We start from the raw sequence: 16,254 nt of genomic DNA on the forward strand, positions 1-16,254 counted from the left end.
GTAAGGACACTAACACCTGAAGCTAGCGCGTCTACCAATTCCGCCACCTTCGCATACCATCGACACGTAAAAAGTATCGTTACCACGGAGGCGCATTCTAGATGTTTTCAACTATTCGTCAATAGTTAATTATCGGGGATGAATTGATTGCTGCAAAAAACGCCGATTTATGCGCGGTAAGTCAGGCCCGACGGCGGGCCTGAAGGGGATTACGCTTTTTTCGCCTGACGCGTCATGATCGCGCGGTAAACCTTAAAGCGCCCGGTCTGCGCCAGCACTTCGTGGAAGCCAAAGGTTTCATCCAGCACTTTCGGGTACGGCAGGAAAGCGTTCGCCACAATGCGCAGTTCGCCGCCGCTATTCAGGTGGCGCACCGCACCCCGGATCAGGGTCTGCGCCGCTTCGAAGCTGGTCTGCATACCGTCATGGAACGGCGGGTTGGAGATGATCATATCAAAACGCCCGCTCACTTCAGAAAAGACGTTGCTGGCGAATACCTCGCCTTCCAGCTGGTTGGCGGCAAGCGTGGCACGGCTGGCTTCCACCGCTGGCGCACTGACGTCACACAGGGTCAGACGGACTTTTGGCGAGTGGCTGGCCAATACGGTTGCCAGCACGCCCGCGCCGCAGCCGACGTCCAGCACTTTGCCTTTCGTATGCGGCGTCAGCGTTGAGAGCAGTAACTGGCTGCCGACATCCAGCCCGTCGCGGCTGAACACGCCCGGCAGGGTTTTGATAGTCAGACCGTCCAGCGCGTACTCATTCCAGAACGATTGTGCGTCAAACGTCGGCTGTTTTTCCAGCCGCCCATGATACAGACCGCAACGGCGCGCGCTGTCGATTTTGTTCAGCGGCGCGTAGTCGGCGAGGAGTTGCTCGGCACTGCGCACGCCGCTGCGGTTTTCACCAACGACAAAAATATCGGTACCGATCGGCAGCAGTGACAGCAGGTTCATCAGCTGGAACTGGGCTTCTGGTTTGTTCTTCGGCCAGTAGTAGACCAGCGTATCGCTGTCGGCGACGTCGGCCTGCTCCGCCACCAGGCTAAAACGGACGTTTTCGCCCATCTGACGCTCAAGCGCCTGCCAGTGATGAAGCTGCTGCGTGTGGGCGCGGCTGGCAGCGGTGGTAAAGCGGGCGGGCAGGTCATCCTGCAAATCACCGGCAAACAGAATACGGCTTTGTTCGAAATCATCACTGTGGCGCAGCAAGACTTCACTTGCCGGAGTAAAAGCAGACATGGAAAGTTCCTCTATTATTGCAGGCGGCGATTATAGTTGTTTGTTGGCGCAGTTACGACGAATTTGCTATATTTGCGCCCCTGACAGACAGGAGCGTTCCACGATGACAACTCGACGAGAGTGGCAATTACAGCAGCTCGGCATCACCCGGTGGTCGCTACGTCGCCCCGGAGCGCTACAGGGTGAAATTGCCATTACGCTTCCGCCGCACGTGCGTCTGGTGATGATCGGCAATGATTTGCCCGCCCTGACCGATCCCTTTATTGGCGACATCCTGCGAGCCTTAACGCTCACGCCCGATCAGGTATTACAACTGACGCCGGACCGTGTAGCCATGCTGCCGCAGGACAGCCGCTGCAATAGCTGGCGGCTGGCAACTGATGAACCGGTGACGCTCGACGGTGCGCAGGTCGCGACGTCTTCGCTTGCCGATTTACGCTCAAACCCAACGGCCCGCGCCGCTTTATGGCAACAAATTTGCGCTCATGAACACGATTTCTTCCCTCAGCACGACCGATCTTCCTGACGCCTGGCGTATTGAAAAACGCGCCCATGCGTTTCCGTGGAGCGAAAAAACCTTTGCCAGCAATCAGGGTGAGCGCTATCTCAATTATCAGCTTCGGGTGGCAGAAGAGATGGCGGCTTTTGCCATCACTCAGGTGGTACTCGATGAAGCCACGCTGTTTAATATTGCCGTCGATCCCCGTTTTCAGCGCCGTGGGCTGGGCCGGGCACTGCTGGAGCATCTGATTGACGAACTGGAAAAGCGCGGCGTGCTGACGCTATGGCTGGAAGTGCGCGCGTCCAACGCCGCTGCCATTGCGTTGTATGAACGTTTAGGCTTTAACGAGGCGACTATTCGCCGCAACTATTACCCCACCGCCGACGGGCGCGAAGACGCAATAATTATGGCACTGCCAATTAGCATGTAATGAAAGGTGAAATGATGAAGTGGGACTGGATATTTTTTGATGCTGACGAAACGCTGTTTACCTTTGACTCGTTCGGCGGCTTACAGCGGATGTTTCTCGACTATAGCGTCACGTTTACCGCTGAGGATTTTCAGGACTACCAGGCCATCAACAAACCGCTGTGGGTGGATTACCAGAACGGCGCGATCACCTCAATTCAGCTTCAGCACCAGCGCTTCCAGGACTGGTCGGATCGCCTTAGTGTCCCGGCGGGCGATTTAAATGCGGCGTTTTTAAACGCGATGGCCGAAATCTGCGCTCCGCTGCCGGGCGCACTGTCGCTGCTGAACGCACTCAAAGGCCAGGCGAAGCTGGGCATCATTACCAATGGCTTCACCGCGCTACAGGAAATTCGCCTTGAACGAACCGGCCTTCGCGATTATTTTGAATTGCTGATTGTCTCGGAAGAAGTCGGCGTTGCCAAACCTGACGCGCGTATTTTTGACTATGCGCTGGCGCAGGCGGGCAACCCGGATCGTTCGCGGGTACTGATGGTTGGCGACACCGCCGAATCGGATATTCGCGGCGGCATTAACGCCGGGCTTTCAACCTGCTGGCTGAATGCGCATCATCATGAACTGCCCGCCGATCTCAGACCGACCTGGACCGTCACCTCATTAAGCGAACTGGAGTCCCTCCTGTGTAAACATTGATTGTCTGAACGTTGCTCTTGAGTACAATAGCCGCAATTTTCGTATTTACACTGCGTGGTCTGCTGCCGCGCACTTACACAGAAGATGTTTACTATGACGTTGTCTCCTTATTTGCAAGAGGTGGCGAAGCGCCGTACTTTTGCCATTATCTCTCACCCGGACGCCGGTAAAACGACCATCACTGAAAAAGTGTTGCTGTTCGGACAGGCGATCCAGACCGCCGGTACGGTTAAAGGCCGTGGCTCCAGCCAGCATGCAAAATCCGACTGGATGGAAATGGAAAAGCAGCGTGGGATCTCAATCACCACCTCGGTGATGCAGTTTCCCTATCACGACAGCCTCGTCAACCTGCTGGATACCCCAGGGCACGAAGACTTCTCCGAAGATACCTACCGCACGCTGACGGCGGTGGACTGCTGCCTGATGGTCATCGATGCCGCAAAAGGGGTAGAAGATCGTACCCGTAAGCTGATGGAAGTGACCCGTCTGCGCGATACGCCGATCATCACCTTTATGAACAAACTTGACCGTGACATCCGCGATCCAATGGAACTGCTGGATGAAGTGGAAAGCGAACTGAAAATTGGCTGCGCGCCGATCACCTGGCCGATTGGCTGCGGCAAGCTGTTTAAGGGTGTTTATCATCTTTATAAAGATGAAACCTACCTTTACCAGACCGGTAAAGGTCACACCATTCAGGAAGTGCGCATTGTTAAAGGGCTGAATAACCCGGATCTCGACGCTGCGGTCGGTGAGGATCTGGCCCAGCAACTGCGTGACGAACTGGAACTGGTGCAGGGCGCGTCAAATGAATTTGACCACGAACTGTTCCTCGCAGGCGAAATTACCCCGGTGTTCTTTGGTACGGCGCTCGGTAACTTTGGCGTCGATCATATGCTGGATGGCCTGGTCGAATGGGCACCGACACCGATGCCGCGCAAAACCGATACCCGCGAAGTAGAAGCGCAGGAAGAGAAGTTCACCGGCTTCGTCTTTAAAATTCAGGCCAACATGGACCCGAAACACCGTGACCGCGTGGCGTTTCTGCGCGTGGTTTCCGGTAAATATGAAAAAGGCATGAAGCTGCGCCAGGTACGTATCGGCAAAGATGTGGTGATCTCCGACGCGCTGACCTTTATGGCGGGCGACCGTTCGCACGTTGAAGAAGCGTATCCGGGCGATATCATCGGCCTGCATAACCACGGCACCATTCAGATCGGCGACACCTTTACCCAGGGTGAAATGATGAAGTTCACCGGCATCCCGAACTTCGCGCCGGAACTGTTCCAGCGTATCCGCTTACGCGATCCGCTGAAGCAAAAACAGCTTCTCAAAGGGCTGGTCCAGCTTTCCGAAGAGGGCGCGGTGCAGGTCTTCCGACCTGTTGCCAACAACGATCTGATTGTCGGCGCGGTTGGTGTGCTTCAGTTTGATGTGGTCGTGGCGCGTCTGAAAAGCGAATACAACGTGGAAGCGAAGTATGAATCCGTCAACGTGGCCACCGCCCGCTGGGTGGAAAGCAGCGACGTGAAAAAATTCGAAGAGTTCAAACGCAAAAACGAACTGCACCTGGCGCTCGACGGCGGCGATAACCTGACGTATATCGCTCCGACGATGGTGAACCTGAACATCACTCAGGAGCGTTATCCTGACGTGCAGTTCCGTAAAACCCGCGAACACTAATCGCCATCCCCTGTGGACGCGGCAGCCGCCGCGTCCTGCTACTTTCCCTGCCTAATTAATCCCTTGCGGAAATTTCTTAATTCAACGCTTTTTCGCTTCGATTGTTCTTTTTTTAAGCATCCTGACAAGCGGAATTATCATTGTGATCTATATTTAACAAAGTGATGACAAGTTGACTGGCTGAAAGCTCTGTTCAATGCGTAATTAGCAGGTTAATTAGCCAGTTAATTTGTTAGTCACCATATTAATAACTGAAGAATGGCGTTCGTTGACCACTTCTTCTCCTGCAGCCCGGCTAAGGGAGAGAACAAACACCGATCGCTCATTAGGTGAAATTTCACCGCTACAGCAAAGCGGCGTTGTGGTCGCAAAAGCCCGGATACCGGGCAAACCTACAGGATGAGTTCGATGAATATGAAAAGACTGAAGATTTCTAAATCTCTGCTGGCTGTGATGCTAGGTACTGCGCTGGTAAGCGGCTCTGCTCTGGCAGAAAGCACCACTGCGGAAAAAGCGAAAGCCACCTCTGACAGTGCAGGGCAAAAAATCGATAGCTCTATGAATAAAGTCGGCAATTTCATGGACGACAGCGCGATTACAGCTAAAGTTAAAGCGGCGCTGGTCGATCACGAATCGATTAAGAGCACCGATATCTCTGTGAAAACTGAGAAAAGCGTCGTAACGCTGAGCGGCTTTGTTGAAAGTCAGGCACAGGCTGAAGAAGCGGTGAAAGTGACTAAACAGGTTGAAGGCGTTGCGTCGGTCAGCGATAAGCTGCATGTGCGTGACGGCAAGTCCGAAGGCGTGAAAGGCTATGCGGGCGACACTGCCACCACCAGCGAAATCAAAGCCAAGCTGCTGGCGGACGATATCGTCCCGGCACGTAAGGTAAAAGTTGAAACGACCGATGGTGTCGTCCAGCTTTCCGGTACCGTTGATTCTCAGGCACAGATTACTCGTGCTGAAAGCGTCGCCAAAGCGGTTGATGGTGTTAAAAGCGTTAAGAATGACCTTAAAGCGAAATAATTCGCAGAATACGATCCCCGGATTACCGTCCGGGGGCGTGTAAACTAAAAAGTAACGACATTGCAGTGAGCAGCCTGAGCGCTCACGTTTATACCTTCGTCATTCAACTTGTGTGAACGATGACGGTATAGCGGTCGACAATGACTATGGTAAAGGAGAAACGTATGTTTCGTTGGGGCATTATATTTCTGGTTATCGCGTTAATTGCCGCCGCTCTGGGTTTTGGTGGTCTGGCAGGTACAGCAGCGGGTGCAGCAAAAATCGTCTTTATCGTCGGTATTATTCTGTTCCTGGTCAGCCTGTTTATGGGTCGTCGCCGTCCATAGCGACGTAGTCAGGCAAGGTAAAAATGTAAAGGCCAGTCTTCGGACTGGCTTTTGCAGTTTCAGTCCGCAATAAATTGCGCTACCTTGATCGTATAACTACGAATAAAGTTTTAAACAGGAAAGGAAGGCAGGGGTGGGACAACGAATTCCCGTAACGCTCGGCAATATTGCGCCGTTATCGGTTGAACCCTTTCGTCCTGAACGGCTGGCACTGGTGTGCGAAGGGGGAGGCCAGAGAGGTATTTTCACCGCCGGGGTACTGGACGAATTCATGCGGGCGCAATTCAACCCGTTCGATCTCTTTCTCGGCACCTCCGCCGGGGCGCAAAACCTTTCCGCCTATCTCTGTAATCAGCCTGGCTACGCGCGCAAAGTCATTATGCGCTACACCACCACCCGCGATTTCTTTAACCCGCTGCGCTTTGTGCGCGGAGGGAATCTGATCGACCTTGACTGGCTGGTGGAAGCCACCGCCAGCAAAATGCCGTTAGCGATGGGTTATGCCGCCGAGCAATTTGAACGCGGCAAGACGTTTTACATGTGCGCCTGTCGGCAGGACGATTACACGCCGGGCTACTTTGCGCCGGATGAAAAAAACTGGCTGGATTTGATCCGTGCTTCCAGCGCTATCCCCGGATTTTATCGCAGCGGCGTACTGCTCGACGGCATAAATTATCTCGACGGCGGCGTCAGCGATGCGATCCCGGTACAGGAAGCCGCCCGCAGGGGCGCGACAACCATCGTGGTGATCCGCACCGTGCCTTCGCAGATGTACTACACCCCGCAGTGGTTTAAACGCATGGAGCGCTGGCTGGGGGAAAGCAGCCTGCAACCGCTGCTTAACGTTGTGCAGCACCATGAAACCAGCTATCGCGCCATCCAGCAGTTTATCGAACAGCCGCCGGACGGCCTGCGCATTTTCGAAATCTATCCGCCAAAAGCGCTGAACAGCATGGCGCTGGGCAGTGGTTTACCGGCGTTGCGTGAAGATTACAAAACCGGGCGACTGTGCGGGCGTTATTTTCTTGCCACCGTCGGCAAGCTGCTGGCGGAAAGCCCGCCGCTGCTGCGCCACGGGCCGCGTATCCAGGTGCCTGCAACGGTGGTGGTGCCGCCTGCGCCAGTGGCGAATGATACCCACAGCACGCCAATTGTTGATGCGCCGCAGGCCAACGATGCCAGCTTTAATCATGAGGATCTGGCGTAATGGCGCGCTTTATTGATACCCACTGCCATTTTGATTTTCCCCCCTTCACCGACGATGAAGCCGCCAGCCTGCAACGGGCGGCGCAGGTGGGCGTGGAGAGCATCATCCTCCCGGCTACCGAGTCCGATAATTTTGCCCGCGTCATTGCGCTGGCGGAACGGTTTGACGGCCTGTACGCCGCGCTCGGTCTGCATCCCATTGTCATTGAACGCCATACGCCAGCCTGTCTGGAAAAGCTGGAATCGCGGCTGGCGAAGCCCTCCGACAAACTGGTGGCGATAGGGGAAATTGGGCTGGATCTCTACCGCGACGATCCGCAGTTTGCCCGTCAGGAAGAGATGCTGGACGCGCAGCTGGCGCTGGCAAAGCGCTACGAGCTACCGGTGATCCTCCATTCGCGCCGCACTCACGATAAGCTGGCGATGCATCTGAAGCGCCAAAATTTGCCGCGCACTGGCGTTGTGCACGGTTTTGCTGGCAGTCTGCAACAGGCCCGGCGTTTTATTGCGCTGGGCTATAAAATCGGCGTGGGGGGAACCATTACGTATCCGCGCGCCAGTAAAACCCGCGATGTGATGGCGCAACTGCCGCTGGCATCGCTGCTGCTGGAAACCGACGCCCCGGATATGCCGCTCAACGGTTATCAGGGGCAGCCGAATCGCCCGGAGCGGGTGGCGCAGGTTTTTGCCACGCTGTGCGAACTGCGCCCGGAACCGGCGGAAGTCATTGCAGAAACGATCTACCAGAACACCCGTGCGCTGTTCGCCCGTCTATAAATACAGCGCCGGATAAATCAGATTATCCACTCCCCGCGCGCTGAGCGCATCGGCAAGCCTGGCAATATCCGCAGGCGTTGCGCTGCGCCAGCCTTTTGCCTCGCCGTATACGCCATGGGCGTGAAAAGCATTCAGTCTTACCGGCACCCTGCCCAGCGCGAGAATAAACCCGGCCAGCGAATCGATATGCTCGACATAATCGCTGTGATCGGGGATGGTCAGCAGGCGCAGTTCCACCAGCTTACCGTGCTCTGCCAGCAGGCGGATGCTGTTTTTAATCAGCGTGTTATCGCGTCCCGTAAGCATAATATGACGCTCGCTGCTCCAGGCTTTCAGGTCGAGCATCGCCCCGTCGCATACCGGCAGCAGCTTCCGCCAGCCGGTTTCGCTAAGCATTCCGTTGCTGTCCACCAGGCAGGTCAGGTGCTGCAACTGCGGATCGGCTTTGATAGCGCTGAACAATTCCCGCAGAAACGGCAACTGGAGTGTGGCTTCACCGCCGCTGACGGTAATGCCCTCAATAAACAGCGCAGCCTTACGTACCTGACTGATAACGTCGGCGACGCTTAAGATTTGCGCCATCGGTGTGGCCTGCTGAGGACATAAATGCAGGCAGGTATCGCACTGCTGGCAGGCGGAAGCGTCCCATATCACTTTACCCGCCGTCAGACTCAGCGCCTGATGCGGGCAGCGGGGAACGCATTCTCCGCAATAGTTACAACATCCTATAGTCCACGGATTGTGACAGTTCTTACAGCGCAGATTACAGCCCTGTAGAAACAGGGCCAGGCGGCTGCCAGGCCCGTCCACGCAGGAGAAGGGGATGATCTTACTGACTAAAGCGCATCTGCTGTTCATGGCTTATCACGCGGGGTTGACGTTCCATAATGCGCGTATTGCGCGCCGCTTCTTCTCCGAGCCAGGTGGTGTTGGTCCGCGAGCCTTCGGCACGGTATTTTTCCAGATCGGACAGCCGCACCATATAGCCTGTCACGCGCACCAGATCGTTACCGCACACGTTGGCGGTAAACTCGCGCATCCCCGCCTTAAATGCGCCGAGGCACAGCTGCACCAGCGCCTGCGGATTGTTTTTAATGGTCCGATCGAGGGTCAGAATATCGCTGATCCCCGCAGAGTAATAAGCGTGATGTGGCGCGACGGCCTGCAAATGGCTGATGGGATCGGGTTCATCGCCGTAGGGCAGACGTGCGCCCGGCGTGGTGCCGGTATCGGAGCTGATCCCGGACTGGGCGTGCAGCAGCGCGCGGTTTTTCCAGCCGTAGCTGACCGGAGTATTTTCAACAAACGCCGCCAGCTGTGCGCTGATGCGGTAGCCCAGATTATTCGCCGCTTCATCTTTACCGTAGCGTTCTGCGTCGCACAGCAGATTCACCGCTTCCGCCAGCCCGTAAATGCCAAACATCGGCGCAAAGCGCCGGGGATCGATCAGCCCCTCTTTCACCAGAAAGCTGCTGTCGAAGAAATGTGACTGCGTATAGAGGAATTCACAGCGGGCATTGATAATCGCCATTTGCTGTTCACAGTAGTACGGCAGAACGCGCGAAAAGAAGTCTTCGACCGACTGGCTGCGCTCTGCGACCGCTTTCAGGTTTAGCCTGACCAGGGTACTGCCACCGCCCGCCAGCGGCAGCGAGTTATAGCAACTGACGACGCCGTACTGTCCATTTGTGAAAATTTTATCATTTTCTGGCCCGTTGGCGATGTGCGGCTTACTGCATTCACAAATATTCTGCGCCACCGTCAGCAGCAGATCGTCCGGGGTGATATGCGGATCGTAGATGAACGTCAGGTTGGGCGAAACCTGCTTTAACTCGGCATCTGCGCGCAGAATGGCGCGTGTCACCGGGGTATCCGCCGGGCCAATATTAGCATGGACAAACGCATCCGGCAGGGTGCGATCGAGGTAGCGCCAGAAACGTTTTATTCGAATGTCGATCTGTTCCTGTGTTAGAATTCTAACATATGGCTGTAACAGCGTATCAAGCTGACCCAGGTAGACCGGCATGGAGGTCACCGAGGGAACGTGATGATAAAGAATGGTCAGCAGGGAGAGCGCATCGTCCAGATCCTGCGCGCCTTCCAGCTCCAGCCATTCGGAACCGTTGGCAAGAAACCGGGCGTAATCCGGCAGGACGTAACGCGGCTTATACGGCGCGTGACCCTCGAACATATCGCAGATCACACCCTCGTCCAGCGCGCGCTGCGCTTCGGCGGGGAGCACCGGGGCTGGCAGGGCGTTTTCCGCTTCCAGCGCCAGAAAATGGCGTTTTTGTTCCGGGCTGAGCTGGGGGCTGGTCACAATTTGCTGGCAACGTTGTTGCAGCGTGGTCTCGCATGAGGTGGGCATCGACGGGTCCTTATTATGCCGAACAGATGCTCTATTCTAAGAAGATAACCTGGAAACACTTTTGATCCTGATGCCCCGATAAGGAGAAAGCGCCCATCGAAGTTTGAGCCAGATCTCATTACAGTAATGCAATCTTGCATGAAGTTTTCATTAACTGTGATGTATGTCGATATGTGATGGCGAGTAAATGTTAGAATAGTAACAGACTCGCAAGGTTAAAATTTAACTGGCGATACGCCTGGAGAGTATTATGACTGATTTAAAAGCAAGTAGCCTGCGCGCGCTGAAGCTGATGGACCTCACCACCCTGAATGACGATGACACCGACGAAAAAGTCATTGCTCTGTGCCAACAGGCAAAGACCCCGGTCGGCAACACCGCTGCTGTGTGCATCTATCCGCGTTTCATCCCGATTGCGCGTAAAACCTTAAAAGCGCAGGGTACGCCAGACGTGCGCATTGCGACCGTCACCAACTTTCCGCACGGCAACGACGACATCAACATTGCGCTGGCAGAAACCCGTGCGGCCATCGCCTACGGTGCTGACGAAGTTGACGTGGTTTTCCCGTACCGTGCGCTGATTGCCGGTAACGAAGAGATCGGTTTTGAACTGGTGAAAGCCTGTAAAGAAGCCTGCGCGGCGGCGGACGTACTGCTGAAAGTCATTATCGAAACCGGCGAACTGAAAGAAGAAGCGCTGATCCGCAAAGCGTCTGAAATCTCGATCAAGGCAGGCGCTGATTTTATCAAAACGTCGACCGGTAAAGTGCCGGTGAACGCCACGCCGGAAAGCGCACGCATTATGCTTGAAGTGATCCGCGATATGGGCGTCGAAAAAACCGTGGGTTTCAAACCGGCGGGCGGCGTGCGCAGCGCGGAAGACGCGCAGAAATTCCTCGCTATCGCCGATGAACTGTTTGGTGCTGACTGGGCGGACGCCCGCCACTACCGCTTCGGCGCATCCAGCCTGCTGGCGAGCCTGCTGAAAGCGCTTGGCCACGGCGACGGCAAAAGCGCCAGCAGCTACTAACGTCTGATTTGCCGGGAGGCGACAGCCTGCCCGGCCCACATCCGGGAGGTTATCTTGTTCCTCGCACAAGAAATTATTCGTAAAAAACGTGATGGTCATGCATTAAGCGACGAAGAAATTCGCTTTTTTATCAACGGTATTCGAGATAATACCGTTTCTGAAGGGCAAATCGCTGCGCTGGCGATGACCATCTTTTTCCACGATATGGCGATTGAAGAGCGCGTTTCGCTGACGATGGCGATGCGCGATTCCGGCAGCGTGCTTGACTGGAAGAGCCTGCATCTTAACGGCCCGATTGTGGATAAACACTCCACCGGCGGCGTCGGCGACGTGACCTCGCTCATGCTGGGGCCGATGGTCGCCGCTTGCGGTGGCTACATTCCGATGATTTCCGGGCGCGGCCTCGGTCACACCGGCGGCACGCTCGACAAACTGGAAGCCATTCCCGGTTTTGATATTTTCCCCGATGACGCTCGCTTTCGCGAAATTATTAAAGACGTCGGCGTGGCAATTATCGGCCAAACCAGTTCGCTGGCTCCGGCGGATAAACGCTTCTATGCAACCCGCGACATTACTGCGACCGTGGATTCGATCCCACTGATCACCGCCTCGATCCTCGCCAAAAAACTGGCGGAAGGGCTGGATGCGCTGGTGATGGACGTCAAAGTCGGCAGCGGCGCGTTTATGCCAACCTATGAGCTTTCTGCGGCGCTGGCGGAAGCGATTGTCGGCGTAGCCAATGGCGCAGGCGTGCGCACGACCGCGCTGCTGACCGATATGAACCAGGTGCTGGCCTCCAGCGCCGGTAACGCGGTGGAAGTGCGTGAAGCGGTGCAGTTCCTGACCGGCGAATATCGCAACCCGCGCCTGCTGGACGTCACAATGGCGCTGTGCGTTGAAATGCTGATTTCCGGCCGACTGGCGAAAGATGACGCCGACGCGCGCGCGCAACTGCAAGCCGTGCTCGATAACGGCAAAGCGGCGGAGATTTTTGGTCGCATGGTGGCAGCACAAAAAGGCCCGACCGATTTCGTTGAAAATTACGATAAATACCTGCCGTCCGCGATGCTGAGTAAAGCGGTGTATGCCGATACCGAAGGTTTCATTTCGCAGATGGACACCCGCGCGCTGGGTATGGCGGTGGTTTCAATGGGCGGCGGTCGCCGTCAGGCTTCCGATACCATTGACTATAGCGTTGGCTTTACGGATATGGTGCGTCTGGGCGACAGCGTGGACGGTCAGCGTCCGCTGGCGGTGATCCACGCGAAAGACGAAGCCAGCTGGCAGGACGCTGCAAAAGCGGTCAAAGCGGCAATTATCCTTGACGAAAAAGCGCCGGAAAAAACGCCAGTGGTCTATCGTCGTATCACCGAGTAGCGGTATACTGATCTGATCGCTTTTTTGCAGCGCATGATATATGGAGAACAAGATGAAACGTGCATTTATTATGGTGCTGGACTCCTTTGGTATTGGTGCCACGGAAGACGCCGATCGCTTCGGCGATACCGGTGCCGACACCCTGGGCCACATTGCTGAAGCCTGCGCAAAGGGCGAAGCTGACCACGGTCGCAAAGGCCCGCTGAATCTGCCTAACCTGACGCGTCTCGGTCTGGCGAAAGCCCACGAAGGCTCTACCGGTACTATCCCGGCAGGCATGGACGGAAATGCTGAAGTCATCGGCGCATACGCATGGGCGCATGAGCTTTCTTCCGGTAAAGATACCCCGTCAGGCCACTGGGAAATCGCGGGTGTGCCGGTACTGTTCGACTGGGGCTACTTCAGCGACCACGAAAACAGCTTCCCGCAGGCGCTGCTCGACAAACTGGTTGAGCGTGCGAACCTGCCGGGCTACCTCGGCAACTGCCACTCTTCCGGCACGGTGATCCTCGACGAGCTGGGCGAAGAGCACATGAAAACCGGCAAGCCGATTTTCTATACCTCTGCGGACTCCGTGTTCCAGATTGCCTGTCATGAAGAGACTTACGGTCTCGATAAACTCTACGAGCTGTGTGAAATCGCGCGTGAAGAACTGACCGAAGGCGGCTACAACATTGGTCGCGTTATCGCACGTCCGTTTGTCGGCGACAAGCCGGGCAACTTCCAGCGCACCGGGAACCGTCACGATCTGGCGGTAGAGCCACCGGCGCCAACCATCCTGAAAAAACTGGTGGAAGAGAAGGCGGGCGAAGTGGTTTCGGTAGGTAAAATTGCGGATATCTACGCGCACGTCGGCATCACTAAAAAAGTGAAGGCTACCGGGCTGGACGCGCTGTTTGACGCCACCGTCAAAGAGATGAAAGCGGCGGGCGATAACACTATCGTCTTCACCAACTTTGTTGATTTTGACTCCTCCTGGGGCCACCGTCGCGACGTCGCGGGTTACGCTGCCGGTCTGGAACTGTTCGACCGCCGCCTGCCGGAACTGATGGAACTGGTGGGCGAGGATGATATTCTGATCCTGACCGCCGACCACGGCTGCGACCCGACCTGGCAGGGCACCGATCACACCCGTGAACATATTCCGGTGCTGGTCTATGGCCCGAAAGTCAAACCCGGCTCGCTGGGTCATCGTGAGACCTTTGCTGATATCGGCCAGACGCTGGCGGCTTATTTCGGCACTTCCGATATGGAATATGGCAAAGCCATGTTCTGAAAACTGGCCGGGTGGCACGGCGCTGCCCGGCGCAACAATCAAGAAAAAAGGGAACGAGAGATGGCTACCCCACATATTAATGCAGAAATGGGCGATTTCGCGGACGTCGTGCTGATGCCGGGCGACCCGCTGCGCGCAAAGCACATTGCTGAAACCTTCCTTGAAGACGTGCGTGAAGTTAACAACGTGCGCGGGATGCTGGGCTACACCGGCACCTATAAAGGCCGCAAAATTTCCGTGATGGGTCACGGCATGGGTATCCCATCCTGCTCCATTTACACCAAAGAGCTGATCACCGACTTCGGCGTGAAAAAAATCATCCGCGTTGGCTCCTGTGGTGCGGTGCGTGCGGACGTCAAACTGCGTGACGTAGTGATTGGCATGGGCGCATGTACCGATTCCAAAGTGAACCGCCTGCGTTTTAAAGATCATGACTTCGCGGCAATTGCTGACTTTGGCATGGTGCGCAACGCGGTAGACGCGGCAAAAGCGCTGGGCGTGGATGCGCGCGTAGGCAACATTTTCTCCGCCGACCTGTTTTACACCCCGGACCCGACTATGTTCGACGTGATGGAAAAATACGGCATCCTCGGCGTGGAAATGGAAGCCGCAGGGATCTACGGCGTGGCGGCAGAGTTTGGGGCGAAAGCGCTGACTATCTGCACCGTCTCCGACCATATCCGCACCCACGAGCAGACCACGGCGGCTGAACGTCAGACCACGTTTAACGACATGATCAAAATCGCGCTGGAATCTGTGCTGCTGGGCGACCAGGAATAATCCTTTTCGAAAGGGACCGCCCGGTCCCTTTTTACTGCGAATCTATTCATTTTTACGCTTATTAAAATAAAAAACCTTCTCTTTTCATGAGGTTGTGCTATTAAATCTATTCACGGATCTATTCCACTGTGAGCGCGTTAACATGTGCATACCTCGCACGGCGACGCACACATGCTGGTGAAATTCAGCGTGGCGCAAAAAACGGTGATTTCCCGGCGCTGGGGCTGAATCTACCGCCCTGCATTTGCTGCGGGATGCGAGTATGGACGCCAGCGGCGCAACGGCATTGTATACCCCCAACGATCAGTTTTTTTTTGAAGCCAGACGCTTCGACTGTGTGGGCACTTATGGCCGCAAAGCGGCCTGGCTTTTCGCTATCCCACTGGCAACGGCATTTTGGCGCCACGTTGCCAGTGATAAACGTATCAGCGCGGATTTTCGTGCTATCGCCGGGGAGAGGGTGGAAAAAATCCAGCCGTTACAAGAGAACTTCGCCCGGCTGGGCGAGTCGTTAGCGCACGGCTTCCGCTATCCACGCTGACAGCTCGCGCAGCTCCGTTTCCTGGTCGGGGAAATCCACCCGCAGCGCATCGCACTCCTGTTGCAGCATATCGGCGCGGTATAAACAGCCCTGCAAACGCCCGGCCAGCGCTTCCAGCGGTGCCGGATTCAGGCTGTCGGTAAACACCTGTGCCCGCGTAATATGACCCCGCTCGACGTCGAAATGCAGCTCCACGCCGCCCCAGGTGAAGCGCTCGTCCAGCAAATGTGTAAACGCCGGAGCCTGTCCGAAATTCCATTCCCAGCTACTCTGACGGGCAAACGTTTCGGCAAAGCCTGGCAGATCGGGCGTTTTATCGGGAGAGATTATTTCTGCTTCCGCCCGCTCGCCGTAATAGGCGAAAAAGGCCTCCGTCACCGCCGCGCAAATTTGCGGGTGGGTGATGGAGGGAAGCAGTTCGGTTAGGTTGGCAACGCGCCCGCGCACCGAGGTGATGCCTTTGGCCTGAAGCTTTTTCTTGTCGGGATTCAGATAATTTGCCAGACGGCTGAGATCGGCATTGAGCAGCAGCGTCCCGTGATGAAAACCGCGATCTTTGGTTTCACGGTACGCAGAGCCAGAAACTTTCCGATCGCCCTCCGACGTTTTCACGACCAAATCGTTACGCCCGGACGCCTCTGCCTCCATGCCCAGCGAGTTCAGCGCATTTAGCACGATGGCGGTAGAAACGGTTTTATCATACTCCGGCTTGCCCGCCATAAAAGTAAAACAGGTATTGCCGAGGTCGTGAAACACCGCGCCGCCTCCGCTGCTACGCCGCGCGAGACGCACATTATCTTCTTCCATCCGCCGGGTATTGCACTCTTTCCACGGATTCTGCGCCCGGCCAATCACCACCGTATCCGCGTTGCGCCACAGAAATAAAACCCGCTGCGTGGCGGGCATCTGGCGGAAAATGCACTCTTCTACCGCAAGGTTAAACCAGGGATCGTAAGAGTCGGAAAGGAGAAGGCGTAATGTCGGCATAATAATTCTCTT

At 55.8% G+C, this 16,254-nt stretch carries 17 protein-coding genes; 13 read left to right on the forward strand and 4 right to left on the reverse strand.

What is annotated here, in order from left to right:
- Positions 1-209: 209 nt before the first annotated feature.
- Positions 210-1,241, reverse strand: a complete 1,032-nt coding sequence (rsmC, locus tag RT197_RS14115) for a 16S rRNA (guanine(1207)-N(2))-methyltransferase RsmC (protein WP_312951652.1) — start codon at positions 1,239-1,241, stop codon at positions 210-212.
- Positions 1,242-1,344: 103 nt separating this feature from the next.
- Here rsmC and RT197_RS14120 point away from each other — a divergent pair, with 103 nt between their 5' ends.
- The 8 genes from RT197_RS14120 (at position 1,345) to RT197_RS14155 (ending at position 7,883) form a co-directional block, all read left to right on the forward strand.
- A complete protein-coding gene (locus tag RT197_RS14120; RefSeq protein WP_312951653.1) occupies positions 1,345-1,767 on the forward strand; it encodes a DNA polymerase III subunit psi in 423 nt (140 codons plus the stop codon).
- Positions 1,727-2,173, forward strand: coding sequence for a ribosomal protein S18-alanine N-acetyltransferase (rimI, locus tag RT197_RS14125; RefSeq protein ID WP_312951655.1), 447 nt, complete (start codon positions 1,727-1,729; stop codon positions 2,171-2,173). Before RT197_RS14120 ends, rimI begins: the two co-directional genes overlap by 41 nt.
- A gap of 14 nt (positions 2,174-2,187) precedes the next feature.
- Complete coding sequence (gene yjjG / locus RT197_RS14130; protein WP_312951946.1) at positions 2,188-2,865, forward strand: pyrimidine 5'-nucleotidase; 678 nt, start codon at positions 2,188-2,190, stop codon at positions 2,863-2,865.
- Positions 2,866-2,958: 93 nt separating this feature from the next.
- Positions 2,959-4,548, forward strand: a complete 1,590-nt coding sequence (gene prfC, locus RT197_RS14135; protein ID WP_312951656.1) for a peptide chain release factor 3 — start codon at positions 2,959-2,961, stop codon at positions 4,546-4,548.
- Positions 4,549-4,956: 408 nt separating this feature from the next.
- The gene (gene osmY / locus RT197_RS14140; RefSeq protein WP_312951658.1) at positions 4,957-5,574 is read left to right on the forward strand and encodes a molecular chaperone OsmY; all 618 of its coding nucleotides are present in this window, start codon (positions 4,957-4,959) and stop codon (positions 5,572-5,574) included.
- A 164-nt stretch (positions 5,575-5,738) separates the two neighbouring features.
- Positions 5,739-5,900 carry a DUF1328 domain-containing protein gene (locus RT197_RS14145; protein WP_007373037.1) on the forward strand — a complete coding sequence of 54 codons (162 nt, stop codon included), beginning with the start codon at positions 5,739-5,741 and terminating at the stop codon, positions 5,898-5,900.
- 133 nt (positions 5,901-6,033) lie between these two features.
- A complete protein-coding gene (locus RT197_RS14150; protein WP_312951660.1) occupies positions 6,034-7,107 on the forward strand; it encodes a patatin family protein in 1,074 nt (357 codons plus the stop codon).
- Positions 7,107-7,883 carry a TatD family hydrolase gene (locus RT197_RS14155; protein WP_312951662.1) on the forward strand — a complete coding sequence of 259 codons (777 nt, stop codon included), beginning with the start codon at positions 7,107-7,109 and terminating at the stop codon, positions 7,881-7,883. Before RT197_RS14150 ends, RT197_RS14155 begins: the two co-directional genes overlap by 1 nt.
- On the opposite strand, the gene RT197_RS14160 is transcribed toward RT197_RS14155, so the two are convergent.
- Entirely contained in the window at positions 7,878-8,741 is an 864-nt protein-coding gene (locus RT197_RS14160) for a YjjW family glycine radical enzyme activase (RefSeq protein ID WP_312951663.1), read from the reverse strand. The two genes, RT197_RS14155 and RT197_RS14160, sit on opposite strands and share 6 nt — an antisense overlap.
- Positions 8,713-10,251, reverse strand: coding sequence for a YjjI family glycine radical enzyme (locus RT197_RS14165; RefSeq protein ID WP_312951665.1), 1,539 nt, complete (start codon positions 10,249-10,251; stop codon positions 8,713-8,715). The genes RT197_RS14160 and RT197_RS14165 overlap by 29 nt, the downstream gene beginning before the upstream one ends.
- A 250-nt stretch (positions 10,252-10,501) precedes the next feature.
- On the opposite strand from RT197_RS14165, the gene deoC reads away from it, so the two are divergent.
- The 5 genes from deoC (at position 10,502) to RT197_RS14190 (ending at position 15,255) form a co-directional block, all read left to right on the forward strand.
- Complete coding sequence (deoC, locus tag RT197_RS14170) at positions 10,502-11,281, forward strand: deoxyribose-phosphate aldolase (protein WP_312951666.1); 780 nt, start codon at positions 10,502-10,504, stop codon at positions 11,279-11,281.
- A gap of 54 nt (positions 11,282-11,335) precedes the next feature.
- Complete coding sequence (gene deoA, locus RT197_RS14175; RefSeq protein WP_312951667.1) at positions 11,336-12,658, forward strand: thymidine phosphorylase; 1,323 nt, start codon at positions 11,336-11,338, stop codon at positions 12,656-12,658.
- A gap of 52 nt (positions 12,659-12,710) precedes the next feature.
- A complete protein-coding gene (deoB, locus tag RT197_RS14180; protein ID WP_312951669.1) occupies positions 12,711-13,934 on the forward strand; it encodes a phosphopentomutase in 1,224 nt (407 codons plus the stop codon).
- A gap of 60 nt (positions 13,935-13,994) precedes the next feature.
- Complete coding sequence (gene deoD / locus RT197_RS14185) at positions 13,995-14,714, forward strand: purine-nucleoside phosphorylase (RefSeq protein ID WP_312951670.1); 720 nt, start codon at positions 13,995-13,997, stop codon at positions 14,712-14,714.
- Positions 14,715-14,976: 262 nt separating this feature from the next.
- Positions 14,977-15,255: a hypothetical protein gene (locus RT197_RS14190; protein WP_312951672.1), complete on the forward strand. Its 279-nt coding sequence runs from the start codon at positions 14,977-14,979 to the stop codon at positions 15,253-15,255.
- Here RT197_RS14190 and lplA read toward each other — a convergent pair.
- A complete protein-coding gene (gene lplA / locus RT197_RS14195; RefSeq protein WP_312951674.1) occupies positions 15,226-16,242 on the reverse strand; it encodes a lipoate--protein ligase LplA in 1,017 nt (338 codons plus the stop codon). The two genes, RT197_RS14190 and lplA, sit on opposite strands and share 30 nt — an antisense overlap.
- Between the last annotated feature and the right edge of the window lie 12 nt (positions 16,243-16,254).

It is taken from the genome of Superficieibacter sp. (assembly GCF_032071645.1).
In the GTDB taxonomy this organism is placed as follows: domain Bacteria; phylum Pseudomonadota; class Gammaproteobacteria; order Enterobacterales; family Enterobacteriaceae; genus Superficieibacter.